The 26,188-nt window shown below is 33.5% G+C and carries 26 protein-coding genes; 11 read left to right on the top strand and 15 right to left on the bottom strand.

Annotation, left to right across the window (positions count from 1 at the left end):
* On the top strand, positions 1-859 hold an 859-nt coding region (locus tag IAI56_RS03320), incomplete at its 5' end, for a DUF3078 domain-containing protein (protein WP_425323630.1).
* Positions 860-1,002: 143 nt separating this feature from the next.
* On the opposite strand, the gene IAI56_RS03315 is transcribed toward IAI56_RS03320, so the two are convergent.
* Together IAI56_RS03315 and IAI56_RS03310 are read right to left on the bottom strand one after the other, a co-directional pair.
* The gene (locus IAI56_RS03315; protein ID WP_187656518.1) at positions 1,003-1,368 is read right to left on the bottom strand and encodes a hypothetical protein; all 366 of its coding nucleotides are present in this window, start codon (positions 1,366-1,368) and stop codon (positions 1,003-1,005) included.
* A gap of 27 nt (positions 1,369-1,395) precedes the next feature.
* On the bottom strand, positions 1,396-2,538 hold the full coding sequence (locus tag IAI56_RS03310) for a cystathionine gamma-synthase (RefSeq protein WP_187656517.1): 1,143 nt from the start codon (positions 2,536-2,538) through the stop codon (positions 1,396-1,398).
* 257 nt (positions 2,539-2,795) lie between these two features.
* On the opposite strand from IAI56_RS03310, the gene IAI56_RS03305 reads away from it, so the two are divergent.
* From IAI56_RS03305 to IAI56_RS03275, 7 genes are all read left to right on the top strand, one after another.
* The gene (locus IAI56_RS03305; protein WP_187656516.1) at positions 2,796-3,149 is read left to right on the top strand and encodes an arsenate reductase family protein; all 354 of its coding nucleotides are present in this window, start codon (positions 2,796-2,798) and stop codon (positions 3,147-3,149) included.
* Complete coding sequence (locus IAI56_RS03300; RefSeq protein ID WP_187656515.1) at positions 3,149-4,039, top strand: DMT family transporter; 891 nt, start codon at positions 3,149-3,151, stop codon at positions 4,037-4,039. Before IAI56_RS03305 ends, IAI56_RS03300 begins: the two co-directional genes overlap by 1 nt.
* A gap of 96 nt (positions 4,040-4,135) precedes the next feature.
* Positions 4,136-4,996, top strand: coding sequence for a YicC/YloC family endoribonuclease (locus IAI56_RS03295; RefSeq protein WP_187656514.1), 861 nt, complete (start codon positions 4,136-4,138; stop codon positions 4,994-4,996).
* Between the two features lie 91 nt (positions 4,997-5,087).
* Positions 5,088-5,660, top strand: coding sequence for a guanylate kinase (gmk, locus tag IAI56_RS03290; protein ID WP_187656513.1), 573 nt, complete (start codon positions 5,088-5,090; stop codon positions 5,658-5,660).
* A gap of 87 nt (positions 5,661-5,747) precedes the next feature.
* Entirely contained in the window at positions 5,748-6,329 is a 582-nt protein-coding gene (nadD, locus tag IAI56_RS03285; protein ID WP_187656512.1) for a nicotinate (nicotinamide) nucleotide adenylyltransferase, read from the top strand.
* 83 nt (positions 6,330-6,412) lie between these two features.
* A complete protein-coding gene (locus tag IAI56_RS03280) occupies positions 6,413-7,579 on the top strand; it encodes an iron-containing alcohol dehydrogenase (protein WP_187656511.1) in 1,167 nt (388 codons plus the stop codon).
* Between the two features lie 270 nt (positions 7,580-7,849).
* Positions 7,850-8,845 carry an NAD(P)H-dependent glycerol-3-phosphate dehydrogenase gene (locus IAI56_RS03275; protein WP_187656510.1) on the top strand — a complete coding sequence of 332 codons (996 nt, stop codon included), beginning with the start codon at positions 7,850-7,852 and terminating at the stop codon, positions 8,843-8,845.
* A 64-nt stretch (positions 8,846-8,909) separates the two neighbouring features.
* Here IAI56_RS03275 and IAI56_RS03270 read toward each other — a convergent pair whose 3' ends face one another.
* From IAI56_RS03270 to IAI56_RS03215, 12 genes are all read right to left on the bottom strand, one after another.
* Positions 8,910-9,317 (bottom strand): hypothetical protein, encoded by a 408-nt coding sequence (locus IAI56_RS03270; RefSeq protein WP_187656509.1) that lies wholly within the window; start codon positions 9,315-9,317, stop codon positions 8,910-8,912.
* 84 nt (positions 9,318-9,401) lie between these two features.
* Entirely contained in the window at positions 9,402-10,421 is a 1,020-nt protein-coding gene (locus IAI56_RS03265) for a phenylalanine--tRNA ligase subunit alpha (RefSeq protein WP_133532413.1), read from the bottom strand.
* A 108-nt stretch (positions 10,422-10,529) separates the two neighbouring features.
* The gene (locus IAI56_RS03260) at positions 10,530-10,886 is read right to left on the bottom strand and encodes a hypothetical protein (protein WP_187656508.1); all 357 of its coding nucleotides are present in this window, start codon (positions 10,884-10,886) and stop codon (positions 10,530-10,532) included.
* 464 nt (positions 10,887-11,350) lie between these two features.
* Positions 11,351-12,094: a tetratricopeptide repeat protein gene (locus tag IAI56_RS03255; protein WP_187656507.1), complete on the bottom strand. Its 744-nt coding sequence runs from the start codon at positions 12,092-12,094 to the stop codon at positions 11,351-11,353.
* Between the two features lies 1 nt (position 12,095).
* Positions 12,096-13,862, bottom strand: coding sequence for a BatD family protein (locus IAI56_RS03250; RefSeq protein WP_187656506.1), 1,767 nt, complete (start codon positions 13,860-13,862; stop codon positions 12,096-12,098).
* An 80-nt stretch (positions 13,863-13,942) separates the two neighbouring features.
* The gene (locus tag IAI56_RS03245; protein ID WP_187656505.1) at positions 13,943-14,707 is read right to left on the bottom strand and encodes a tetratricopeptide repeat protein; all 765 of its coding nucleotides are present in this window, start codon (positions 14,705-14,707) and stop codon (positions 13,943-13,945) included.
* A gap of 39 nt (positions 14,708-14,746) precedes the next feature.
* Complete coding sequence (locus IAI56_RS03240) at positions 14,747-15,784, bottom strand: VWA domain-containing protein (RefSeq protein ID WP_187656504.1); 1,038 nt, start codon at positions 15,782-15,784, stop codon at positions 14,747-14,749.
* 113 nt (positions 15,785-15,897) lie between these two features.
* A complete protein-coding gene (locus IAI56_RS03235; RefSeq protein ID WP_169524732.1) occupies positions 15,898-16,896 on the bottom strand; it encodes a vWA domain-containing protein in 999 nt (332 codons plus the stop codon).
* Entirely contained in the window at positions 16,896-18,527 is a 1,632-nt protein-coding gene (locus IAI56_RS03230) for a hypothetical protein (RefSeq protein ID WP_187656503.1), read from the bottom strand. Before IAI56_RS03230 ends, IAI56_RS03235 begins: the two co-directional genes overlap by 1 nt.
* Before the next feature lie 105 nt (positions 18,528-18,632).
* Positions 18,633-19,016, bottom strand: a complete 384-nt coding sequence (locus IAI56_RS03225; protein ID WP_187656502.1) for a four helix bundle protein — start codon at positions 19,014-19,016, stop codon at positions 18,633-18,635.
* Positions 19,017-19,210: 194 nt separating this feature from the next.
* Positions 19,211-20,077: a DUF58 domain-containing protein gene (locus tag IAI56_RS03220; RefSeq protein ID WP_187656501.1), complete on the bottom strand. Its 867-nt coding sequence runs from the start codon at positions 20,075-20,077 to the stop codon at positions 19,211-19,213.
* An 85-nt stretch (positions 20,078-20,162) separates the two neighbouring features.
* Entirely contained in the window at positions 20,163-21,167 is a 1,005-nt protein-coding gene (locus tag IAI56_RS03215; RefSeq protein WP_187656500.1) for an AAA family ATPase, read from the bottom strand.
* Positions 21,168-21,415: 248 nt separating this feature from the next.
* Between IAI56_RS03215 and IAI56_RS03210 the strand changes: the two genes are divergently transcribed.
* Both IAI56_RS03210 and IAI56_RS03205 read left to right on the top strand, forming a co-directional pair.
* Complete coding sequence (locus IAI56_RS03210) at positions 21,416-22,282, top strand: aldo/keto reductase (protein WP_187656499.1); 867 nt, start codon at positions 21,416-21,418, stop codon at positions 22,280-22,282.
* Positions 22,283-22,357: 75 nt separating this feature from the next.
* Complete coding sequence (locus IAI56_RS03205) at positions 22,358-23,500, top strand: ATP-binding protein (protein ID WP_187656498.1); 1,143 nt, start codon at positions 22,358-22,360, stop codon at positions 23,498-23,500.
* Positions 23,501-23,507: 7 nt separating this feature from the next.
* On the opposite strand, the gene IAI56_RS03200 is transcribed toward IAI56_RS03205, so the two are convergent.
* The gene (locus IAI56_RS03200; protein ID WP_187656497.1) at positions 23,508-25,127 is read right to left on the bottom strand and encodes an SPOR domain-containing protein; all 1,620 of its coding nucleotides are present in this window, start codon (positions 25,125-25,127) and stop codon (positions 23,508-23,510) included.
* A gap of 289 nt (positions 25,128-25,416) precedes the next feature.
* On the opposite strand from IAI56_RS03200, the gene IAI56_RS03195 reads away from it, so the two are divergent.
* The gene (locus IAI56_RS03195) at positions 25,417-26,145 is read left to right on the top strand and encodes a metallophosphoesterase family protein (protein WP_187656496.1); all 729 of its coding nucleotides are present in this window, start codon (positions 25,417-25,419) and stop codon (positions 26,143-26,145) included.
* The last annotated feature ends 43 nt before the right edge of the window (positions 26,146-26,188 follow it).

Here is a 26,188-nt window from a genome sequence, read left to right as displayed (position 1 = left end):
ATTTGCTCAGGTAAACGAAAAAGAGTTATTGCAAAAAAATGAAGAAGCGGCAAAAAAATTACTAGAAGAAAAACCAAACGGTTGGACAAAAAAAGGAACTTTTACTTTTTTGGCCAATCAAGCAACATTCAATAACTGGCTTGCTGGAGGACAAAGCAACGTTTCTGGAAACATTGGTTTGAACTATGATTTCAATTACAAAAGCGATAATTGGAATTGGGATAACAAAATCATTGCAGGTTATGGTTTGACAAAAATTAAAGACCAAGATTTACAAAAATCAGATGACAGATTGATTTTTAACTCATTGGCAGGAAGAAAAGCAAGTGGAGAATGGTTTTACTCTTTGTTTTTTAATTTTCAAACCCAATTTGATACAGGTGTTGATTTAGCCACAGGAGTTAAAACCTCGCATTTCTTTTCGCCAGCTTTTTTCCAATTTGGACCAGGTATGTTATGGAAAAAAAGCGACAATTTAAAAGTGAATATTGCTCCAGCAACGTCCAAATTAATCATTGTTCATCCTCATTTTACTGAACTTGGACCATCATTTGGTGTAGAACAAGGAGATTCGTCACGATTTGAATTTGGAGCCGCTATAAATGGGTATTACAAGTTTACATTAGTTGAAAACGTAACTGTTGAAAATATTTTGAACCTTTATTCTAACTATTTAGAAGATCCACAAAATGTTGATGTTGACTATACTTTAAACGTTGCTATGAAAATCAATAAAACGTTGTCTACCAATTTAGCTTTTCAATTACTATTTGACGATAATGCTGTTGGAGAAGGAGCAAATTATGCAAAAGTTCAAACTAGACAAGTTATAGGTTTAGGAGTGAATTATGGTTTTTAATCCGAAATCAATTTTATAAAAAAAGTCCCGAAATTTTTCGGGACTTTTTGTTTTTATCGTTTTGCGCATTACATTCAGTGGTAATTTTCAAGCACTGGAAAGAATAAATATACAGAAAATCTGTCGATAAGCATTTACCTTTGTTAGTTACTGGTTTTGTTTTTCAATTCGTTAAGACTTACTGCCCAAATTATATTGGTTAGACCAAAACCAATAATTCCAACTGTACCAACTAATTTTAAAGATAAGTCATTTGTAGCGATTGATATTATTGACAATAATGGAAACAAAAAGGATAAAGTAATTACCAATGTTTTCTTTGAATAATTTCTTTCAGCTATTTTAAGAATACTACAATTTATAATTGAGAGAATAATAAATGGAATTGAAAAGATAAGAAGATACATTGATGCAGCATTTTTATCTCCATTTTCGTATATCATTGATGATATAAAAAGACTAATCAATATTAGAAATATTCCCAAAACATTTAGATGAAGTATTTTCATTAACTGTAATTTGTTAAAAGTTTATCGCTACCTAAACGCCTGTTCTAAATCAGCTAATAAATCATCGATATCTTCAACGCCAACGCTTAAACGAACCAAATCATCGGTTATACCAACTTCCAATCGTTTGTCTTCTGGAATGGAAGCATGTGTCATTAAAGCCGGATGATTGGCTAAACTTTCCACACCACCAAGCGATTCAGCTAAAGTGAATACTTTTACTTTTTCTAAGAATGAAATGGCATCTTCTTTTTTTCCTGATTTGAAAGTGAAAGAAACCATTCCACCAAAACCGCTCATTTGTTTTTTGGCAATTTCATGAAAAGGATGATCAGGCAATCCAGGATAATAAACCGTTGCAACATCAGGATGATTTGCTAAAAAGTTGGCTACTTTTTCTCCGTTTTCACAATGTCTTTGCACACGTAAATGCAAGGTTTTGATACCGCGTAAAACCAAGAAACTATCCATTGGTCCAAGTGTTCCGCCAGTGGCAAATTGTTTGAAATGCAATTCATCGCCTAAGGTTTTATCTTTAATAACTAAAGCACCAGCAATTACGTCCGAATGTCCGCCAAGGTATTTCGTAGCCGAATGCATTACGATATCAGCACCTAAATCCAGAGGTTTTTGCAAATAAGGTGTAGCAAATGTATTATCAACCGCAAAAAGTAAATTGTGTTTTTTTGTAATTTTCGCGATTTCGGCAATATCAGCCAATTTCATCAACGGATTTGTTGGTGTTTCAACCCAAACCAATTTGGTATTTTCGTTTATTAATGACTGTAATTTTTCTAAATCGGTCATGTCAACAAAATGGAATTTGATACCACTATCTTTATACAAACGAGTGAAAAGTCGGTACGTTCCGCCATATAAATCGTCCATAGCAATGATTTCATCACCGGCTTTAAATAGTCGCAATAAACAATCTGTTGCAGCTAATCCTGAAGCAAAAGCTAATCCGCGAGCACCATTTTCTATCGAAGCTAAAGCATCTTCAAGAGCTTGACGTGTTGGGTTTGCGGCACGAGAATACTCGTAATCGCCAACAGGTTTTCCTGGTGAAACTTGCGCATAAGTTGAGGTTTGAAAAACGGGTGGCATCACAGCACCAGTTACTTCTTCATGGTGTTGATTTCCATGTATGACTTTTGTGTTGAATTTCATTTTGATTACTTATTTTTTTAATGAGGATGGAACGCAAAGGCGTTTCATTAATTTTATTTTTCACAAAAGTAAACAAAAGTTCCAATAGTTTTTCTTCTAACCCCGATTGTAACGGCATCCTTTTTTGCTCTTTTTTTGAGCAAAAAAGATACAGTGGAAAGCGGGAAAAAGGTTAGTAAATATGCCCGAAAGTTTCGTTTCTTCCTTCGACTGTGCTCAGGATGACAGAAATTGCGTATTTTTGGAAAAATAAAAAAATGGAAAATAAAATCTACTATTTAGCATCGTGTGACACGTGTAGAAAAATTATAAAATCACTTCCAAATTCAGACAGATTAACGTTTCACGACATTCGTCAAAATCCAATAACTGAGCAAGAATTGGAGGAAATGTACCAACTATCTGGAAGTTACGAAGCATTGTTTAGCAAAAAAGCACAGCTTTATAAGTCGATGGATTTGAAAAATAAAAATCTAACCGAAGCTGATTTCAAAAAGTATCTTCTAGAACATTACACGTTTTTAAGCCGACCAGTTTTTATCATTGTTGATAAAATTTATATTGGAAACGGACAAAAAAATATCATCGAAGTTATAAAAGCGTTAACCTAATGTCTAAAAGAAATTGGGCATTACTTGCCGCGACTTTAGTTTCCATTATTTATGGAGTAACGTTTACAATCGCTAAAGACGTAATGCCAAAATATGTTGAACCTTTTGGATTTATTTTAATGCGTGTTGGCGGTTCAATGCTTTTGTTTTGGATTATTACGCCATTTTTTTCCACCGAAAAAATCGAAAAACAAGATTTTCCCCGAATTATTGCTGCGGCGTTTTTTGGCGTAGCTTTAAACATGCTTACTTTTTTTAAAGGATTGAGTTATACTTCGCCAATTATGGGTGCGGTTTTAATGGTTACAACGCCAATGATTGTGCTCGTTCTTTCGGCAATATTGATGAAAGAACGAATGCAAAACCGAAAGATTTATGGCCTGATTTTAGGATTGATTGGAACTGTTTTTCTAATTCTTTATGGAAAATCCGTAATCAATGCTAGCAATGCAACTTTGGGAAATATTTTGGTTTTTATCAACGCGGTTTCCTATGGTTTTTACCTGATAATCGTTAAAAAATTAATGGATAAATACAATGCTTTTGCTTTTGTAAAATGGATTTATACTTTCGGTTTTTTGATGGTTTTGCCATTTGGTTGGAGCGAGTTTCAAGCCGTTGATTTCACGAATGTTCCAATGGATATTTTCTGGAAAATAGGTTTTGTCGTTGTGTTTTCAACGTTTTTGACCTATTTGCTCAATCTGGTTTCCATGCGCGAATTAAAACCAACCACCGTTGCAGTTTTCATTTATTTGCAACCACTTTTTGCCACTATTTTTGCCGTAAGTTTAGGAAAAGACGATGTTACATGGGTGAAACTTATTTCAGCAGTTTTAATCTTTACTGGAGTTTATCTTGTTACTCAGAAAAGAGTAAAAAGTGAATAGTAAAAAGTAATTAGCTTTAAAAACTCAAAAATTACTAATCACTAATCACTAATCACTAATCACTTTTAGTATATTTGAAGTCAATAAAACACAAGAATGATACAATCAATGACCGGTTTTGGAAAGGCAACTTTACAATTACCAACCAAAAAAATAACAGTAGAAATCAAATCCTTAAATTCAAAAGGTTTGGATTTGAATACTAGAATGCCATCTGTTTTTAGAGAAATGGAATTGGGTTTACGCAATCAGCTTTCGCAAAAATTAGAACGCGGAAAAGTTGATTTTTCATTATATATTGAGGTTACAGGCGAAGAAACTTCATCAAAAATCAATGTGCCAATTGTAAAAGGTTACATCAATCAAATGAAAGCAGTTATTCCAAATGCTGATGAAACCGAACTAATGAAAATGGCAGTTCGTATGCCAGATGCGTTAAAAACCGAACGCGACGAAATTGATGAAAACGAATGGAAACAAATTCAAACCGTAATTGATGAAGCGTTGCAAAATATCATTCAATTTCGAATTGATGAAGGTGTTTCTTTGGAAAAAGAATTTTTGCACAGAATTGCCAATATCATGACCTTGATGAACAATGCAGTTGCGTATGATGCTGAACGTGTTGAAACCGTTAAAACGAGATTGCGAACCGCTTTAGATGAATTAAAAGAAAACGTAGATGAAAATCGTTTTGAACAAGAATTGATTTTTTACCTCGAAAAATACGATATTACAGAAGAGAAAGTTCGTCTTGAAAATCACTTAAATTATTTCATAGAAACCCTTGCAGGAACTGAAGCCAACGGAAGAAAACTAGGTTTCATTACTCAAGAAATGGGACGAGAAATCAACACTATGGGTTCAAAATCCAACCATTCTGAAATGCAAAAACTAGTCGTAATGATGAAAGATGAATTGGAAAAGATTAAGGAACAGGTTTTGAATGTTTTATAAAAATCCTGCAAGGTTTTCGAAACCTTGTAGGTATCAATTAAATTAAACCTACAAGGTTTTTATAAACCTTGCAGGATATTAACACAACACAATGCAAAAAGGAAAATTATTAGTTTTCTCAGCGCCATCAGGTTCGGGAAAAACAACCATAGTAAGACATTTGTTGAAACAAGAAGATTTGAATTTAGAATTTTCGGTTTCGGCAGCAACTCGCGAACCACGTGGACAAGAAGTTGACGGAAAAGATTATTATTTCATGTCGATCGAGCAGTTCAAAAAACACATCAAAGCCGAAGATTTTGTAGAATGGGAAGAAGTATATCGCGATAATTTTTATGGAACATTAAAAAGCGAAGTCGAACGAATTTGGGCAAAAGGCAAAAACGTAATTTTTGATATCGATGTTGCTGGCGGATTGCGTATAAAGTCAAAATTTCCACAAGAAACGTTAGCCGTTTTTGTAAAACCGCCAAGCGTTGATGAACTAAAACGCCGACTAAAAGAACGTTCCACCGAAAGCGACGATAAAATCAATATGCGAATTGCAAAAGCACATGTTGAATTGGCAACCGCGCCACAATTTGACAAAATCATCAAAAATTATGATTTGGATGTCGCAAAAGCTGAAGCTTATGAATTAGTAAAAGATTTTATTTCTAAATAAAAATTATTGCACAAAGTTTGCTCCAAGAAACACAAAGACTTTGTGAAACTTTGCGAAAAACTTCGTGAAACTCTGTGAAACAAAAAAATGAAAATCGGTCTATATTTCGGAACCTTCAACCCAATTCACATTGGACATTTAATCATTGCCAATCACATGGCGGAACATTCCGATTTGGATCAAATTTGGATGGTTGTAACGCCACATAATCCGCACAAGCAGAAGAACACCTTGCTGGATGATTATCAACGTTTGCACATGGTTCAATTGGCAACCGAAGATTTCCCCAAAATCAAAGCTTCTGATATTGAGTTCAAATTACCGCAACCTAACTTTACCGTAAATACATTAGCTCATTTGCTTGAAAAATATCCAAAGAATGAGTTTTCATTAATCATGGGTGAAGACAACTTAAATTCGCTTCACAAATGGAAAAACTACGAGTATATTTTAGAACATCACAATATTTATGTTTATCCTAGATTGAATTCAGGTGAAATAGATGAGCAATTTGTCAATCATAATAAAATCCATCGTGTTGGTGCGCCAGTGATTGAACTTTCGTCAACTTTTATTCGCGAAAGCATCAAAAACAAAAAAAATGTAATGCCAATGTTGCCATATAAAGTTTGGGAATATCTTGATAAAGGTAGTTTTTATAAAAAATAAACTTAACATTCCTTTACCACTCGTTCCTTCAATCGTTTTGTAAATTTGCATAGATATTGAACTAATTTCAGTATCAAAAAACAATGAACAATTTCGAATTATACAATCCAGTCAATTATATTTTTGGCAAAGGACAAACAGAAAAACTAGCTACATTAGTTCCAAAAGGCGCAAAAGTTCTATTGGCTTATGGTGGCGGAAGTATCTTTAAAAATGGCGTTCACAATGCCGTAACATCAACTTTAAATGGTTATGATATCACTGAGTTTGGTGGCATCGAACCCAACCCAAGATTTGAAACCTTGATGAAAGCCGTTCAAATTATTCGCGAACAAAAAATTGACTTTATTTTAGCCGTTGGTGGTGGAAGCGTGATTGATGGCGTAAAATTTATTTCCGCAGCTGTCAATTTTGAAGGCGATGCAGCCGATATTCTTAAAAAGAGAATTTTATTTACCGATTTGTCTAAAGTGATTCCGTTTGGAACCGTTTTAACTTTGCCAGCAACAGGTTCCGAGATGAATTCTGGTGCTGTGGTAACGATAGAAGCAACCCAAGAAAAACTAACGCTTGGTGGAAGTGCTTTGTTTCCAAAATTCTCAATTGTAGATCCAACGGTGATTACTTCGTTACCAAAACGTCAGTTACAAAATGGCGTTGTCGATGCTTTCACTCACGTTATGGAACAATATTTAACGTTTCCTCACGATGCGCTTTTACAAGACCGATTTGCCGAAAGCATTTTAAAAACTTTAATTGAAGTTGGACCAAATGTAGTAGAAAATCCAAGTGATTATAAATTGGCTTCCAATTTTGTTTGGAGCGCAACGATGGCATTAAACGGATTGATTCAAAAAGGCGTTCCATCCGATTGGGCAACGCACATGATTGGTCACGAATTAACCGCTTTATACGAAATTGACCATGCTAGAACGTTGGCAATTATTGGTCCAAATTTGTACAAAGTCATGTTTGAAACCAAAAAAGACAAACTAGCACAATACGGCGAAAGAGTTTGGAACATCACCGGAAATTCTATCGAAGAAAAAGCCGAAAAAGCCATCGAAAAAACCGTAGAATTCTTCCACATCATGGGAATGAAAACCAAAATCTCCGAAAATGCAGAAAACATCGAAAAAACAGCCGATTTTATCGTAAATCGTTTTGAAGAAAGAGGTTGGAAAGCCATGGGCGAAAAGCAAAACATCACATTAGAAAAAGTACGTGAAATAGTAGAAATGAGTTACTAATTTTTTACAATAAAAATAGTTGAAGCGTTCGGAAGTAATTCTGAGCGCTTTTTTATTTAGAAGCCAATCCTGCTTTTCATTACAAGATTGCTTGCAAAAATCTTTGTTTCTACATCTTAAAAAGAGCTTCCGTTGGTCGCTTTTCTAAGATAAGAAAAAATAGATTTTTTCTGCGCAATGCTTTCCATTTTAATCAGGGCTAAACAAGTCAGTGAAGGTTTGCCCAAGCCATAAAAAAACAGTATTTTTGGTCATTCAAACGATATAGTAATGAATACAAAACCAAAGTTTGCCGTTATTGGCGGTGGAAGTTGGGCAACTGCGATTGCCAAAATGCTTTGTGTAAATCTCGATGAAATTGCTTGGTACATGCGAAACCAATCTGCAATCGAACATTTAAAAGCTTACAAACACAATCCAAACTATCTAAGTTCGGTTGAATTTGACATCAATAAACTAAAACTTACATCGGATATTAACGAAGCAGTTGAATATGCCGATTATTTGATTTTCGCTATTCCATCGGCGTTTTTAAGCGCTGAATTAGAAAAACTGACCGTTTCCTTGGAAAACAAAATTATCTTCTCTGCAATCAAAGGAATTGTACCCGAAACCTTTTTGATTGTTGGCGAACATTTCAATAAAAAATTCGATATTCCATTTGAAAATATTGGAGTAATAACTGGTCCGTGTCATGCTGAAGAAGTCGCTTTGGAACGACTTTCTTATTTAACGATTGCTTGTGGCGATTCTAGCAAAGCAAAAGTGATGGCAAAATACTTAGCCGGAAACTATATCAAAACCAAAATTTCCGATGACATCATCGGAACAGAATATGCCGCAATGCTGAAAAATATTTATGCCATTGCCGCCGGAATTGCTCATGGATTGGGTTATGGTGATAATTTTCAATCGGTAATTATGAGTAATGCCATTCGAGAAATGAAGAAATTCATAAGAAAAGTACACAAAATGAAACGAAATATCAATAATTCCGCATATCTAGGCGATTTATTGGTAACAGGTTATTCTGTTTTCTCTCGAAATAGGATGTTCGGAAACATGATTGGAAAAGGTTATACCGTTCAAGCCGCAATGATGGAAATGTCGATGGTTGCCGAAGGTTATTATGCCGTAAAAAGTGCGTACAAATTAAACCAAGAATACGGTGCAAAAACACCAATTATAGATGCCGTTTACGAAATTTTATATGAAGGCAAAGATGCCAAAAAAACGTTTAAGAAATTAACAGAGAAGTTGGATTAGAATATTTCAAATAGAGAAAAGAAGTAAGATGATTTAGTCTTTTCTCTTTCTTCTTTTCTCTTTTTTATCTCACAATTACACCATTAACCCACAAATGCGGCACTTCTTCAGTGGCGTGTTCGTTAATCATGTTTTTTCTAAAGGTGAATTTTTTATCGTATAAAGTATTTCCAATGAAATAAGTTACCATGAATTCATTGTTTAAAGCCAAAACACTTTTTTCAACCATTTCTACTTTTACTGCTGAAACTGTTGAAACTTTTACAAAAGCATGACGCAAAAGCGATGTTTTTTTCATTTCGCCATCAATAGTTCCAAAAGCTTTGGAAACGACCATTACGCTGTCTAAATCAAAGTCAGAATCGTTGACTAAATAGATGTACCAAACTTTTTCCATAAAATCGTCGCTCCATTCTTGAACGGCAGCAAGGAAAACGTTTTCAACTTTTGGGATTATTATATCGGATTTCATGTAATTGTTGATTTAAGATTAACGATTGTTGATTGCAGATATTAAAATTCTTAAATCAAAAATCGTTAATCATCATTCTTAAATCTAAATACTCGATTTAAACTGTTCCAAGAAACGAACATCGTTTTCATAGAACATTCTAATATCGCCAATTTGGTACAATAACATTGCAATACGTTCGATTCCCATTCCGAAAGCAAATCCATTGTATTCGTCAGGATTGATTCCGCAGTTTTTCAAAACATTTGGATCAACCATTCCACAACCCATGATTTCCAACCAACCTGTTCCTTTAGTGATACGATAATCGGTTTCGGTTTTTAAACCCCAATAAATATCAACTTCGGCACTTGGTTCTGTAAACGGAAAGTAACTCGGACGTAAACGAATTTTCGATTTTCCGAACATTTCTTTGGTGAAGTATAAAAGCGTTTGCTTTAAATCGGCAAAAGAAACGTCTTTGTCAATGTACAAACCTTCAACTTGGTGGAAAATACAGTGCGAACGAGACGAAACCGCTTCATTACGAAAAACTCTTCCTGGAGAAATCGTACGAATTGGCGGTTTGTTGTTTTCCATATAACGAACCTGAACTGATGAGGTGTGAGTTCTCAACAACACATCAGGATTGGTTTGGATGAAAAATGTGTCTTGCATGTCGCGAGCTGGATGGTATTCAGGCAAGTTCAATGCAGTAAAATTATGCCAATCGTCTTCGATTTCTGGACCTTCGGAAACATTAAATCCGATGGTAGAGAAAATATCGATGATTTGATTTTTTACAATAGAAATTGGATGACGAGAACCGATAGTTATTGGTTCTGCTGGACGTGTTAAATCGCCATAGAAACCTTTTACTTCTTCTTTACTTTCTAGTTCTTCCTGAATTGCTTTTACTTTTTCTTCGGCAACGGTTTTCAACGTATTGATAACTTGTCCAAAGTCTTTTTTCTGGTCGTTTGGAATATTTTTAAATTCGGTAAAAAGCTCTTTTAAAAGTCCTTTACTTCCTAAATATTTTATACGAAAGTTTTCTAAAGCTTCCTTGTTTTTTGTGTTGAATGCTTTCGCTTCTTCAATATGTTCTTTAATCTTGTCTATCATCGGTCATTTTTGTAAAGGTGCAAATTTAGTTAAAAGTTACGAGTTGCGAGTTACGAGTTGCGAGTTTTTTGAATATTCTAAACTGAAAACTGCTACTGCGACTGAGAGCTATTCAATCACTTCTTTCTCCAAAAAATAATTCACAATCGCATCTTTCATCAAAATGGATTGTTCGCCAGCTTTTAATGGTGGAAGTTCTTCTTTTATTTTATAATGTGGCCAACCATCTTTGTCGAAATAGTCGAATTCGTAGTAACCATAAGGTTCGAGCAAACGACAAATGGCGATATGCATTAGGTTTACTTTTTCATCTTTTTTAAAAGCTTCTTTGAATTTGCCTAATTCTTGCACACCAATTAGGTATATGATTGCGTCTAAATCCAATATTTCGCCATCAGCAAACTGATTGGAAAGGATTTCAACGACTTTGTTCCAGCGATTTTTTAATTGTTCGTCTCTTGACACGGAAATTTTAGATTTTAGATTTTAAATATTAGATATCAAAATTGAAAATGTATCTAAATCTTCATCAAATTAAGTTCGCAAAGATAGTAATCAATTATTTATCTTTGGTGTAAACTAAAAAGTAGATTTTGGGAAACACGAAATTAAGTTGGACTGTAAAATTATCAATAATTGGATTGTTATTATTATTGATAAACTTTTTTGTAATTGGTGGTGGACATGGTTATTTTGAATTACTTTTTATCACATTTCCATATCCATGTTTGTTATTGAATATTTTTGATGAAATAAATCTATTCGGTATTTTTTTATTTTTAATACAATATCCAATTTACGGATATTTTCTTGATAAAAACTGTGAAAAAATTAAGAGTGTGACGTTATCTATTATAATAACTCATTTAATTTTTTCAATTATTGCTTATCAAAATATGCCTATAAGTTTTAAGTAAAATTTATTAAATCTACTTCAATTCCTTAATCGCGGAACTTTCAATCCAACCGGTTGTTTCGTCGGTGAGTTCGATTTTTTTCCAGTTGGCAATGCTTTCTAGAATATAGACTTTTGTTCCTTCGTGAAGAATAAAAGAATCTGGACTTGCCGATTTTGGTTCGCTTTTTACTGGCGCAGTTTCGGCAAAAACGATGGCTGGTTTTTCATTTTCCAAACGGTTTCTTTCAAATATTCCAGCGGAAACACTCAATGTAATTCCTAATAAAACAACAAACATTCCTGTAAAAAAAATGCGTTTTTTTAGCGTTGTTCCCGAAAAATAATAGCCTAAAAAGAACAAAAAGAAAACCAATGCCAAAGCTACTGCAATCCAAGCCCAAGTGTCATAATAATAAGTTGAGGTAAAATCCTGAATGAGTTTGTGAAAACCTACTTTTGGAATGATTTTTATATCATCAATTGCCATTTTTCGAGCAAAATCAAGATTGGTTTTTATTTCGTCATCGTTTGGATTTAGCAATAATGCTTTTTCTAAATTATAAACTGCTGGAGCAACTTTATGTAATTTGTAATAACAATTTCCAAGATTGAAATACACTTCAGCCGATTCTTTTCCAGAAGCGATGATGCTTTCATAATTTTGAATGGCTAAATCATACTTTCCTTTGGAATAATATTGATTTCCTAGTTCAAAAGGATTTTGTGCCCAAGATAATTGAGCAAACAAAAACAATAGGTAGAATATATTTTTCATGTTAGACAATCTGTTTTGCTAAATCTGAAATAATACTAACCGCTTTGTCATAATCTTGTTGAATACTGGCTTCGGTTGATGGCGCATAACGAGCAAAATCGCAGTTTTCAGTAAGTTTGATAAATTCAGAAACGGTTTCGGGATTTCCTTTTCGCGAAAGCAAAATTTCAGTGATTTTTTCTTTACTCATTTCCGAAGTTTCAATACTCAGTTTTGCTTTCAAAAAGTTGTGCATCGCTTTTTCCAAAGCAACATAAAATGCTTCTTTATTGGCTAATTGTTTGTTGGCTTCGGATAAATATTTTTTTGCCAAAGCATTCGATTTTCTGATTTTATTACCAACAACATCATTGTCTAAAGCTTCTTTTTTCTTTTTAGCAACAACTACAAAAGGAATGGCTAAAAACGGTAAAATTAACAACGAATAAAACAATCCAGAACCCAAGAAATCATCTTTTTCGGCTGATTTTAAAGTTGTTTTTTGTTTGATGTAAGCAAATGATTTTGCGGTTTCAATTTTGTTTTTGGCAACTTCACTTTGAGCTACATTAGGCGAAGCAGCAATTCCTGGACCATCGAGAACATTAATTACAATTTCGCCTGAACTGATAGTTTTGTAACGCTTTGTTGCCAAATCAAAATAACTGAATGTCAAAGGTTTTATTTTATAATTTCCTTTGTATTGCGGAATTATGGTGTATTTGTCTGTAATACTTCCGGTCATTCCCGATAATGGAGTTGTAACATTTTCAGTATGTTCTGGATCATACATTTCCAAAGCTGCTGGAACAACTGGTTTTGGTAAATTGAATAATTTCAGGTTTCCGGTCCCAACAACTTTTAAAGTTAAATCCAATGATTCGCCACTTTTTAAAGTTGTTTTTGACGGAATAGCCTTGAAATCAAATTTTCCAACAGCACCATCAAAATCGATTGGTTTTCCGGCTTCGGGTAAAGCTTTTACTGAAATTACTTTCTTTCCTGCAGAAACACGTTTGCTGTCTTCGGTTAAAATAGGTTGTCCCCAAAAATTTCGTTTGTTTGTTGGAACTTGACAATCAATATCTAACGAAAGCGGTTCGATTTCTAATTTTCCAGATTTTTGCGGATATAAAACCGTTTTTCTCAAAACAACATAACGATAACGTTCGCCTTTAAACATTCCTTCTTCGGCAACGAGTTGTTTGATGTCAATGTTTTGGCTCCAAAAATCGTTGTATTTTGGTTTGCTTAATTCGCGCCAATTTGAAATACCGATGTTATAACTGAAATATAGCTTGTAAACCACAGTAATTGGTTCGTTTACATATGGATTTGAATTGGAAATATCGGCTACTAAATACAGATTGTCATCGGCAGAAATGGCTGGCATTTCGTTAGGATTTTTAGGCAATTCAACTGCATTAGTAACGTTGATTTTTATTGGCGTAGTTTTATAAACTTGATTGTTGATTTCTATCGATGCTTGACGAATGGTTAACGAACCTTTTTGCATTGGCATCAAAATATAAGTATAGGATTTGTTAAACGAACTTTTTCCGTTTATCCACGATTGACTGATGGATTGACTTGGTCCGCCAACAACTTTAAAACCTGAGGCTTCAAAATTTGGTGGCGTAAAATTATCACCATCGGCATTCATGGTAAAATCAATGCGAAGCTTTTCGTTTAATCCCAAAGAGTTTTTGCTCACCTTGGCTTCAAATTCTACTTGAGCCAAAAGCGATTGGGTAAAGAATACCAGAATTAAAACTATTACTTTTTTCATTTTAAAAACACAGATTGCACAAATTTACACAGATTTGTTTTTCCTCAATTCTTAATTATATTTTCTCTAACATCTATAATTTACCAATCTTTTTCAGGTTTGCTTGGATTGGCTCTAACTTTTTCTTTGTTGACTTTATCCTGAACTTTTTTCTCTTCATTTTGAACGGCATCTAACAAGTTTTGTAATCGTTCTTTTGAAATTCCGCCTGGTTGAGGTTTTGGTTTTCCTTGATTATTTTCTTTGTTATCCTTGTTGTCTTTGTCGTTTTTGCCGTCTTTTTTATCTTCGTTTTTGTCCTTGTCTTTATCTTTGTTGTCTTTGTTATCCTTGTTTTGGTCTTTCTTTTCTTTCTCTTTTTCGTCTTTGTTTTTATCCTTATTTTTATTCTTGTCGTCTTCCGATTTTGGCGGATTATTTTTCAGATATTCTTTGGCTAAAGCAAAATTGTAACGGGTTTCTTCATCGTTTGGATTACTTCGTAACGCATTTTTATAAGCTTCAACGGCACCGCCATATTCTTTTTCGGTAAAAAGACAATTGCCAAGATTATGAAACGCACGATGTTTTTCGGTTTTGGTTTTAGCTTCTTTTATCGCTTTTGCAAATTGATTTTTGGCTTCGGCAACTTGTTTTTGACGATAAATAGAATTTCCTAAATTATAAGAGGCAACTGCTTTTTTAGGAAATTTGGATTGCGAAATACGATAATCGGCTTCGGCATCGGCATATTTTTTTTCTGCAAAAGCATCGTTCCCTTTTGGCAACGATTTGTCCTTTTCCTTTTTTTGGGCTGTTGCCAAAAACGAAAATAAGATTAGAAAATATGTTAGTATTTTTTTCATAGTATTTAAACCTACAAGGTTTTGAAAACCTTGCAGTATTTATTCTTTTTCATTAAATAAATTCATTTTTTTCACCCATTTGGTTTTCTTTTCGAATAAAAACAAATCGATGAAAAGTACTAAAAATCCAAACGCCAAAAACCATTGAAACTGTGATTGGAAATTTGCCATTTGCGTACTTTCAAATTCGGTTTTTTCTATGTTTTCCAGAGCATTTTTGATATAATCGATAACCGTTTTGGTCGAATTTCCATCGACATAACCTCCTTTGGTGCTTTTGGCAATTTTGGTCAAAACTTCGGCATTTCGTTTGGTAATAACGACTTCATCATTCTGGTCGCGTTGAAAACTTTCAACAATACCGTTTTTTTTCAAAGGAATTGGTCCGCCTTTTTCGGTTCCAACACCAATTGTGATGATTTTTATTCCTAATTTTTTGGCTTCTTCGGCTGCATTTTCAGCATTATCCGAATGATCTTCACCATCGGAAATGATAATCAGCAATTTATTGGTTTTGTCTTTTTTATCTACAAATGTTGCTGCCAAGTTTATCGCTTCATCAATTGATGTTCCTTGCGAAGAAACAATTCCTGGGTTCATGCTTTGCAAAAACATTTTCGCAACGCCATAATCAGTCGTGATGGGCAAAACTGGGAAAGCACTTCCTGAATAAGCAATAATTCCAATTCTGTCGCTTCCTAATTGATTGATGATTTGGGAAACCAATTGTTTGCTTTTCTCCAAACGATTGGGCGCGACGTCTTCTGCCAACATACTTTTGGAAACGTCAACCGCAAAAACAATGTCAATTCCTTCGCGTTTTACCGTTTCAAGTTTCGTTCCAATTTTTGGATTAATCAATCCGATGATTAAAAATGTCAATCCAAGTAAAACTAAAACTAATTTGAAAACTGATTTAAAAACTGATTTTTCCGGACTTAATTTCTTGATTAAATCCAAATCACCAAATTCGCGCTGCTTTTTCTTTTTCCAATATTGAATGTACAAGAAAAGTACTGTCAATGCCGGAATGACTAGCAATAAATAAAAATATCCTTTTTCTTCTAACTCGTACATAATTTTTTCTTAACCACTAAGTACACAATGTTTTTACACAAAGTGCACAAAATTATTTTAAAAAGAACATAGTGAGCTTTGTGCTTTCTTTGTGTTCTTTGTGTTTAAATTATTTAAATAAAACTTCTAAAAACCGTATTTCGCAATCCAAATTCGATTAAAACTAATATTCCAGCAATCCAAACGAATGGTCGGTATTTTTCGTCATAATCATAGAATTTTAGTTCTTCGATTTCGGTGGTTTCTAGTTTGTTTATTTCGTTATAAATTTCTTCTAATTTGCTGTTGCTCGAAGCACGGAAATATTTTCCGCCTGTATTCTTGGCAATGGTTTTCATCAATTCTTGATCGATTTCTACTGGCATCATTTTGAATAAAAATCCGTTTCCGTTTGGAGCATACGCATAAGGAAACTCAGCCATTCCATTGGTTCCAATTCCAATTGTATATACTTTAATTCCATATTCTTTGGCAATTTGCGAAGCGGTTTCGGGTTCGATAAATCCAGCATTGTTTACACCATCGGTTAACAGGATGATGACTTTGCTTTTGGCTTTGCTATCTTTTAATCGATTGATGGCAGTGGTTAATCCCATTCCAATTCCGGTTCCATCTTGTAAAACATTATCATATTTAATGCTTAAAATAGCATCTTGAACAATTCCTTTGTCGCTGGTAACAGGAGTTTTGGTGTAACTTTCGGCGGCATAAACTACAATTCCAATTCTATCATTTGGTCTTCCTTGAACGAAATTAGAAGCTACTTTTTTCAACGCTTCCATTCGGTTTGGCTTTAAATCTTTTGCCAACATACTTCCCGAAACGTCGATTGCCATTACAATATCAATTCCTTTGGTGGTTTTAGTTTGATTACTAATGTCAACTTTTCTTGGTCTTGCCATAGCGATGATTAACGAACTCAAAGCCAAGATTCTCAATACAAAAAGGAACGGTTTGATTTTGGTTTTCCATGTTGAAGAAAAACCTTTTGTTCCGCTTAACTTTAGCGAAGCTGAAACTTCTTTTCGTTTCCAAAATTGCCAAAAAATAGCAATTGGAAGCAATAAAAACAGCCAGAAAAATTCGGGATTTAAAAAAGAAACGTCTTTCATCATGGCTGGCTAATATTTTGAAGTTCGACCGAATTTAGAATACGTTCCAACATTTGTTTTCCATATTTATCATCTTCTCGATGCATAATTGTGATTTGTTGTAAACCATTATTTTGCCCGAAAACTAGAATTTCATAGTACATTTTTACCGATTTTCCACTGATTTTGTCCACCATAACCATTGTTCCATAGGCTTTTCTACCTTTGATACCTTGTTGCGTATCAAACTCTTCGGTTTTTACAAAAATATTGGTTGCGCCTTGAGCTTCAAAAACTTTTAAACTTCCTTCGGCAGCTTGTTCTAAGTCGAGTTGTACTTGTTGTTTAAATGTTGCTGTAGAAACGCCAATGTAGAAATCATCAGTTAAACTTCCATACATGAAAATTTGCATTTCTTTGATTAATGCCATAGCATTTTTTGGCAAAACTTTTTCGGCATCCATTCGTTTCAAGACTTTTGGTGTCTCGATTTTTACAGTTGGATTTCCGTATTCGCTGAAAATCCATTCGCCTTCGACCAAATCTTTTGTTGGATGACCAATAAAATTGTCTTTTACATAGTCAAAACCTTTGATAGCGATTAAAACTCCTAAAGTTGTGACAATCAAGAAAACACTAACGCTAACACCAATAATGATGCGCTTTCTTTTCTCTTTTTTGAGTTTTTCCAGTCGCGCTTTTTCTTTTTGTTGCTCGTTCCAAAGTTCTAATTCGTCATTTTCCTCAACAATTTCTGGAATAGAATTATGAATGGTTACTATACTATTTGAAATACGTTTTTTATCTTCTTCAATTTCAAAATCAAGCGGTTTTACTTTGGCAAATTTTACCAAATCAGCTTGTTTTAAAACCTTTTCCAGATTTTCAACCGTTTCGGCAGAAAGTTTTAATTTCTTTTGTTTGGCGGCGTTTCGCAAGCCTAAAATCAATTCAGAAGTTGTGCTTTCCATTGCTGGAATTTGAATTTCTTCTTCGATATAATTTCGGGCAATATCGGTTAGTTCTGAATAATAATTTTTGATTTCACCTTTTTGCCAAAGTTCTTTTTTTTCTAATTGTTGGAGTAAAGATGTTGCTTTTTCGATAGGCGATTTAAACTCAATAACGACTGGTTTTTCTTCGGTTTTTTTCTTTTTAATAAATCGATAAACGAAATAACCAATTACCGCTAAGCCGAGTAAAATCAACAAATAAATCCACCAATTTCCAAAATCACTTTTTACTGGAATGATGTTTTTGATGTCATACATTTTTTGTTTTAATGTATCGACTTTTACATCGCTGATTTCAATTTTTATGCTGTCGCTGAATACTTTCTTTCCGTTGATGATTACGGGTAATTTCGGTACTAAATATTTTCCGCTGTCAAACTGAGTTAAACCATATTTTTTGATTAATTCATATCGATTTCCGGTGCGAATGGTATCAATTTTATAACTTTCTAATACTTCCAAATTGCCAAAAAACTTTCCGTTTGGGAATTTTACCTTGGAAAAAGTGTCAACATCAGTTTTTATAGTCAGTTTAAACTCGGCACCTATTTTCTTTTTTGTTGAATCAATAGAAGTCGTTACTTTTTGAGCAAAAAGCGATGTTGTGAATAGTAATAATATGTATAATATTTTTTTCATTGTTGATTGAAGATTGACGACATTTATTTACGATTGTCGATTAACGATTTTTGATTTCAGAAGTGTTGCTATCGATAGTGATTAGTGTTTTCTTCTGGAATTGTATCATTCTTCTTCTTTTAATTTTTTATTGTCATTATTATTTTTTGCAGTTTTAATACTTGCTACAAAAATTGAAATTAATTCGTTGGCTTCTTTTTTTAATTTATCTTTTACTTCTTCACTTGAACTCAATTTAGCTCTCTCAATTATTTTTAAACAGTTCAAAGTTTCTCTTAATTCTTTCAGGCAAATTCCCATTTTATGAATAAAATCCCTTTTACTTTCTGCACTTTGGGCTTCGCCATAATTTAAAGCAGGTGAAGTTGATGAACGAATTATTTGCCCAGAAAGATGATTTCCTGCAAACGATTTTTGAACATAATCTGTGAACAAAATGATATTTGCTGCAAAATCAATCAATCGTTCCTCTAAGTCTTGTTTGTTCATAACTATATTGTTGATTGAAGATTAACGATTTTTGATTTCGGAAGTGTTGCTATCGATAGTGATTAGTGTTTTCTTCTGGAATTGCATCGTTCTTTTTTTTTTACTTTTTAAATCTATTTGTTTACAAAAATTCTATTTTCTCTTGTTGGTATTCAATCTTAAATCAAAAATCGTTAATCTTCAATCTTAAATCATTATCTCGATTTAAAATAACCTAATAATTTCGTCACATAACTTTCGTCAACTCTTGTGCTGACTGTTCCCGAACCACATTTTGAAAAAATATCTTTGAAATAATTTACTTTTTCGTGATAGTTTTTTTCATATTCTATTCGGGCTTTTTTGGAAGTTGTGTCAATCGTGATGATTTTCCCTGATTCGGCATCTTCAACTTCAATTACACCGACGTTTGGCATTTTTTCTTCTCTCTGATCATACACTCGAATTCCGGTAACGTCGTGTTTTTTTCCGGCAATTTTCAGTGTTTTTTCATAATCGTCATCCACCATAAAATCGGAAATCAAGAAAACAATCGCTTTTTTCTTTTGCGTAGCCGATAAAAATTTCAAAGCTTGCGACAAATCAGTTTTTTTACTTTTGGGTTGAAATTCAATCAGTTCTCGAATAATTCTCAAAACATGTGACTTTCCTTTTTTGGGTGGAATGTATAATTCGATGTCATCAGAAAATAGAATTAATCCAATTTTATCGTTATTCTGCGTTGCCGAAAAAGCCATTGTTGCAGCAATTTCGGTTACGATTTCGCTTTTTAATTGGTTTTTTGTCCCAAAATTTTCTGAACCCGAAATGTCAACCATCAACATCATGGTCAATTCGCGTTCTTCTTCAAAAACTTTTACGTAAGGTTCGTTGTATCGCGCGGTAACATTCCAATCAATCGCACGAATATCGTCGCCAAACTGATATTGACGCACTTCAGAAAAGGTCATTCCTCGTCCTTTGAACGACGTGTGATACTCGCCCGAAAAGATATGATCGCTCAATCTTCGGGTTTTGATTTCTATTTTACGAACTTTTTTGAGTAAGTCTTTTGTTTCCATTTTTATTCAGTTGTCGGTTGTCGGTTGTTGGTTGTCAGTTTAGCAGAATTACTGCTAACTGAGAACTGAGAACTGTCAACTAAAATTAAGGTACTTCAATTTCGTTCACGATTTTATTGATGATGTCAACCGAAGTGATGTTTTCGGCTTCAGCTTCATAAGTAACGCCAATTCTGTGACGTAAAACATCGTGAACAACCGCGCGAACATCTTCTGGAATTACATAACCGCGACGTTTGATAAATGCATAACATTTGGCAGCAGTTGCTAAGTTGATACTTCCACGCGGTGAAGCACCAAAACCGATTAATGGTTTTAAGGATTCAAGTTTATATTTTTCAGGAAAACGCGTTGCAAAAATAATGTCTAAGATATATTTTTCGATTTTTTCGTCCATATAAACTTCACGAACGGCTTCTTGTGCACGAAGAATTTGTTCTACCGAAACCACTGCGTTTACTTTTTCATAAGAACCTTTCAAATTTTGACGAATAACGAATCGTTCTTCATCAATTTTTGGATAATCGATAACCGTTTTTAGCATAAAACGATCGACTTGCGCTTCGGGTAACGGATATGTTCCTTCTTGTTCAATCGGGTTTTGTGTAGCCAATACTAAAAATGGTTTTTCCAATTTAAAAGTAGTATCGCCAATAGTAACTTGCTTTTCCTGCATCGCTTCAAGCAAAGCCGACTGTACTTTTGCTGGAGCACGATTTATCTCATCAGCAAGAACGAAATTAGCAAAAATTGGACCTTTTTTTATGGAAAATTCATTGGCTTTGATGTTATAAATCATGGTTCCAACAACGTCGGCAGGCAATAAATCGGGAGTAAACTGGATTCGGCTGAAACTTCCTTGAACGGCTTGCGAAAGTGTGTTGATTGCAAGTGTTTTTGCCAATCCTGGAACACCTTCCAATAAAATATGACCTTGACCTAAAAGTCCGATTAACAATCTTTCCACCATGTGTTTTTGACCTACGATAACTTTGTTCATTTCCATCGTCAATAAGTCAATAAATGCACTTTCTCTTTCTATTTTTTCATTGATTGCTCTAATGTCTAAAGCAGCAACATTTTCTTCCATAATTATATTTTTAAAACATTCAATTAGCCAAAAAATTTTAACATTTCAAAAGTGACAATTAAATCACAAGTTGGATGTTAATAATGCGTTAAAACTTTGCAAAACATAGTCTTTTTAAGGACGATTTATGATTTTCTTTTCATAATTTTAAGACCGAAAAGGTTTTTTAAAGTTTTGTTGCCAAAATAATAAAATTTTCAAAAATCAAGCAATACTTTATTTAATTTAGGAACATTTAAAATAAACAAATGAAAACACAACTTTCACCCATTGTTGCCGGAACCATGAATTGGGGAATTTGGGATAAAAAACTTTCTACTTCAGAGATGATACATTTAATCAATATTTGTATCGAAAATAAAATTTCAACTTTTGATCATGCCGATATTTATGGAAGTTATACTACTGAAGCTGAATTTGGAAAAGCATTTGCCGAAAGTAAAATGGCTAGAGAAAAAATTCAGTTGATTTCAAAATGTGGAATTCAACTTGAAGGAAGTCGAAAGAATGAAATTAAACATTACGATTATTCTAAAGAATATATCATTTGGAGTGCTGAAAATTCACTGAAAAATCTTCAAACTGATTATTTGGATGTTTTTCTTTTGCATCGTCCAAGTCCTTTAATGGTTGCTGATGAAATAGCCGAAGCGATTGAAAAATTGAAAAAAGATGGAAAAATTATCGATTTTGGATTGTCAAATTTTACTTCTTCGCAAACAGAGTTGATTCGTCAAAAAACGGAAATTAATTATAACCAAGTTCAATTTTCGGCAACGCATCATGAAGCAATGTTGGACGGAAGTTTTGATTATATGCAGGTTCACGGCATTCGACCAATGAGTTGGAATCCGCTTGGAACCGTTTTTCGAGAAGATACAGAGCAAACTCGCCGACTGAAAAAAGTTTTGGCAGAATTGGTTGAAAAATATGGTGTTGGTTCAGATACGATTTTGTTGGCTTGGATTTTACAACATCCAGCGAAAGTTATTCCAGTTGCCGGAACGGTTAATATTGCCCGAATTCAACAATTGATGAAAGCCGTAGAATTGAAAATGGATAAACAAGATTGGTTTACCATTTGGGCAGAAAGTATGGGAAATGAAGTACCTTAAATTTAGTTTATAGTCGCAGTTTACAGTCGCAGTTTTGTGCTGTAAACTGAGACTGAGACTGCAAACTAAAAAAAAGTGATAAACAAACGTCTTCTTATCAAAAACCTGCTTGCTCACAATGATGAGAGTACTTTTTATGATAAAAAACGTCAGTTGAATTTGCATACCAAAGAAGGAAAAGCCAAGTTTTTGAAACACATTTGTGCCTTGTCTAATTCTAATCCTTCCAATAATTCGTATATCGTTGTTGGCGTGGAAGATGAAAATAACGAAATTGTAGGCGATGATTTTTTTGACGATAGCCGAATTCAAAATCTGGTAAATGCTTTTCTCGAAAATCCGCCGAAAATTCAATACGAAAATGTTCCATTTCCAAACTTGCCCAAAGACAGAGTTGTTGGATTAGTAACTATAAAACCGAAGCACAAAACGTCTTTTTTTAAAAAAAATATTCATACCATTTTGGCGAATACCGTATTTGTTCGTCGCGGAAGCAATTCCATTCCTACGGAAGAAAAAATTCCTTATTCCAAGCAAAATATTGAAACCATTATCAGTATTGAGAATAATTCGAGAAACAGTATTGCACATACGCTCGATGGCGTGATGAATTTTATGGTCGACAGACATGCCGATATGCTTTCGCAATACAAGGTTTTTAGGGAGTTGTTTGTGATTTGTTGGGCTGGAAATCCGAAAAAAATTAGAGATACAACTTATTTGTCACGGGTTGATATTGAGTTGATAAACGAACAAATTAAGCTGTTTTATTCGGCACTTGATGTGGTTACGATTTCATTTGATGACGAAAGTTTTACCATAATTGAACACGTTCCGCTTGGATTGAATGATAAAACGAGTTATTATCCGTTGGAACAATTAACGATTCGTTTTTTTGATAACGGTTATTACAAAATGGAAACCGAAATGCTTTTTGAACCACCAAAATATAATACCAAAATGCTGCATCATATTTACAATGCAAATTTGGCGGTTTTGACTAAATTTCAAAAAGGAGTTACCATTTCGGAACGCGAAGAGAAAGACTTGGAGAATTTTTCTTATACGTTGATGATTTGCTATTTGAATGGTTTTCAAGATGCCAAACAAAAACTGATTGATGCCAAACCTTTTTTGAAAGCCAATTCAAATCCATTGGTATATTTGAATTTTAAAGAAGCGATGCGAATTTTAAGAAAAATGAAATATAACGAATAAGATTTTTTTAACTGTATCGTTCTTTTTTACAGTTATTTACACTGTTTTTTGGTTTGTAATTAAATGCTGTTTTTGCAGAATTCTTAGTTTGTTTTTTCGTAAAAACAACATCCGATTTTGGCGAAGCATTTACCGTCATAATCCACAAATCTCCATAATATTTTCCTTCTAAATTTGAGTTGTAGTAACTTGAAGCTGCATTAAAATCAGAATGATTGCTTACATAAACGTAACGGTAATTGTTTTTTGGATTAATAAAATAATTAGCCGATATTCCTTTCTTTTTAAGCTTTTCTATAAATCGAGTTGCATTTGACGGAACGGCGAAAACATTAGCAATAATGTAATAACCTTGATGTAATGACGCAATAGAAACCGAAGGACTTTCGATAGCTGTAATTCGTACTTTTTTGTTGGTTTCAGTAATTTTTGGTGTTGTTTTTAAAACCTGATTTTGATTATTGTTTTTAATAATCGGTTGTGATTTTTCTACATTTCTTTCAGTTATTTTTGCACTGTTTTCTTTGCTTTCGGTTATTGCAATTTTATTAATTTCATTCGTAGTCGTTGGAGTTGCGTTGTTAGTAGTTGTTGCAACTGAGATAATTTCAGTATTTGTTTTCTCAGGTTTTACAACTTCTACACAAAAAGCGGTAAAAAACATAAAAAACCGATCGCCATAAGTTTTTAATTGTAGCGTAGCTTCTTTGGTGTTATTTCCAATGATGGAATTATTTGGATTATTAATCGACATGATAAACGAATCGTATCCTAAGGTATTACTACTGTTCGGTTTTCGATTGTAAAACATGGAGTTTTCTATAGAAATAGAACTATTAAAAACGTTCGATTTTTCTCTTAAACCATTTGATAATTGAACAAATTCATTGCTATTAGAAGATTTGAACAAAAGTTGGTCACCTTTTAAGTTAAAATCGCCTTCCAAAGCTGCACAAGCAATTTTTGCATTGATATTTCCTTGTGGCATGGTTTGAAATCCAGTGAAATTTATATCCAATAAATTTTTGGTAATTCCGGCAAAACCATCATAAAAAGTAATAAATTTTTCGGTCATTGTAGAATCTTCATAAATGAAGAAAATAGACCAACCAGCAGCTGCGCCACCGCTAATTTTTCCAACGGTTGATTTTATATTTCCAATTGTATAAGTTCCAAATGGATTGCTAGAATTCATAACCAATGTTGTAATGTCGGCAAACATTACATAAGGTGCGCTTGTTTGGAATTTTGGAACATTAAAACCATCAAAAATCAATTCGCCAACAACATTGGTATATGAATTTTGATTAGGTAATTTGATTTTTACAGTGTCAAATGATGTTCGAGCGGAATCTACAACTTCAAATTTTTGTTTTTTAGAAAGTTTTCCTTCTTTAAACGGATAGGTTGCCGACCAATATAAACCAGCATAGATGATTTTTTTATTTTTTTCGTTGTCTAATTTTAAATCGGCGCTACTGGAAGAAAATGTGGAATAATCATCATCAATATCGATGTATCGCATGTTTGATTCATCGTTTAATTTGCTTTCAACATCTCTTTGGTTATAGGAATTATTTGGACTTTTTTTAATTGCATCAGTGTTTACTATGTTGTTCGAAATCATTGCTATGTCACCTTTTATGAATTTTTGGTGACGTACATTGAAAGGTTTTGATTGTTGAGCAAAAATAGGTGAGAGAAAGATGAAAAATAAAAAAAGAACTAGACGTATTTTAGACAAAAAGGACATATTATTATGATAAAGTGAAATGAAAAATACATTTAAAATGTAGTCCAAAAGTAAATAAAAAAAATAAAACTCACAGAATTAAGATATTGTTACGGTAAAACTATCTCATTTTTGTATTGCATATCTGTCTTTATTAGTTAAATTTGGTTTTATATACCTTTATATGAGCAGAACATTAGTAATTGGTGACATTCATGGCGGATTAAGAGCTTTGCACCAAATATTTGAAAGAGCAAACGTTACAAAAGAAGATACTTTAATTTTTCTTGGAGATTATGTTGACGGTTGGAGTGAATCGCCACAAACCTTAGATTTTTTAATTGCTTTAGCCGAAAAACAAAACTGCATTTTCATCCGCGGAAATCACGACGAATTGTTGTTGGAATGGTTAGAGAAAAGCACGGATAATAGAGAATGGTACAAACACGGCGGCGAAGCAACAGTTTTGGCCTATCTAAAAGTAGATTTTGAAACCAAACAAAAGCACATTAAATTTCTGAAAAATTTGCAAAATTACCATCACGATGACCAAAACCGATTGTTCATTCATGCTGGTTTTACGAATATGAATGGCATAAATTTTGAATATTTTCCGAAGTTATTTTATTGGGATAGAACACTTTGGGAAATGGCATTGGCATTGGATAAAAACATTCCAAAAGAAAGCGAATTGTATCCAAGACGATTTCAATTATACGACGAAATATACATTGGCCATACGCCAGTAACTCGAATTGGCGAAACTATTCCGATACAAAAAGCCTGTGTTTGGAACGTTGATACAGGCGCGGCTTTTAAAGGTTCGTTGACCATTATGGATATTGATACTAAGGAATTTTGGCAAAGTGAACCGTTAAATGAGTTGTATTTCAACGAAAAAGGAAGAAATTAAGTATAAATAACTACTTTTGTAGAATAATAAAAACAGACATAAA

Origin of the sequence: Flavobacterium macrobrachii (assembly GCF_014486675.1) — a bacterium.
Taxonomy (GTDB): domain Bacteria; phylum Bacteroidota; class Bacteroidia; order Flavobacteriales; family Flavobacteriaceae; genus Flavobacterium; species Flavobacterium macrobrachii.
The sequence above is the reverse complement of the archived record's forward strand: the minus strand, read 5'-3'. Positions and strand labels throughout refer to the sequence as shown.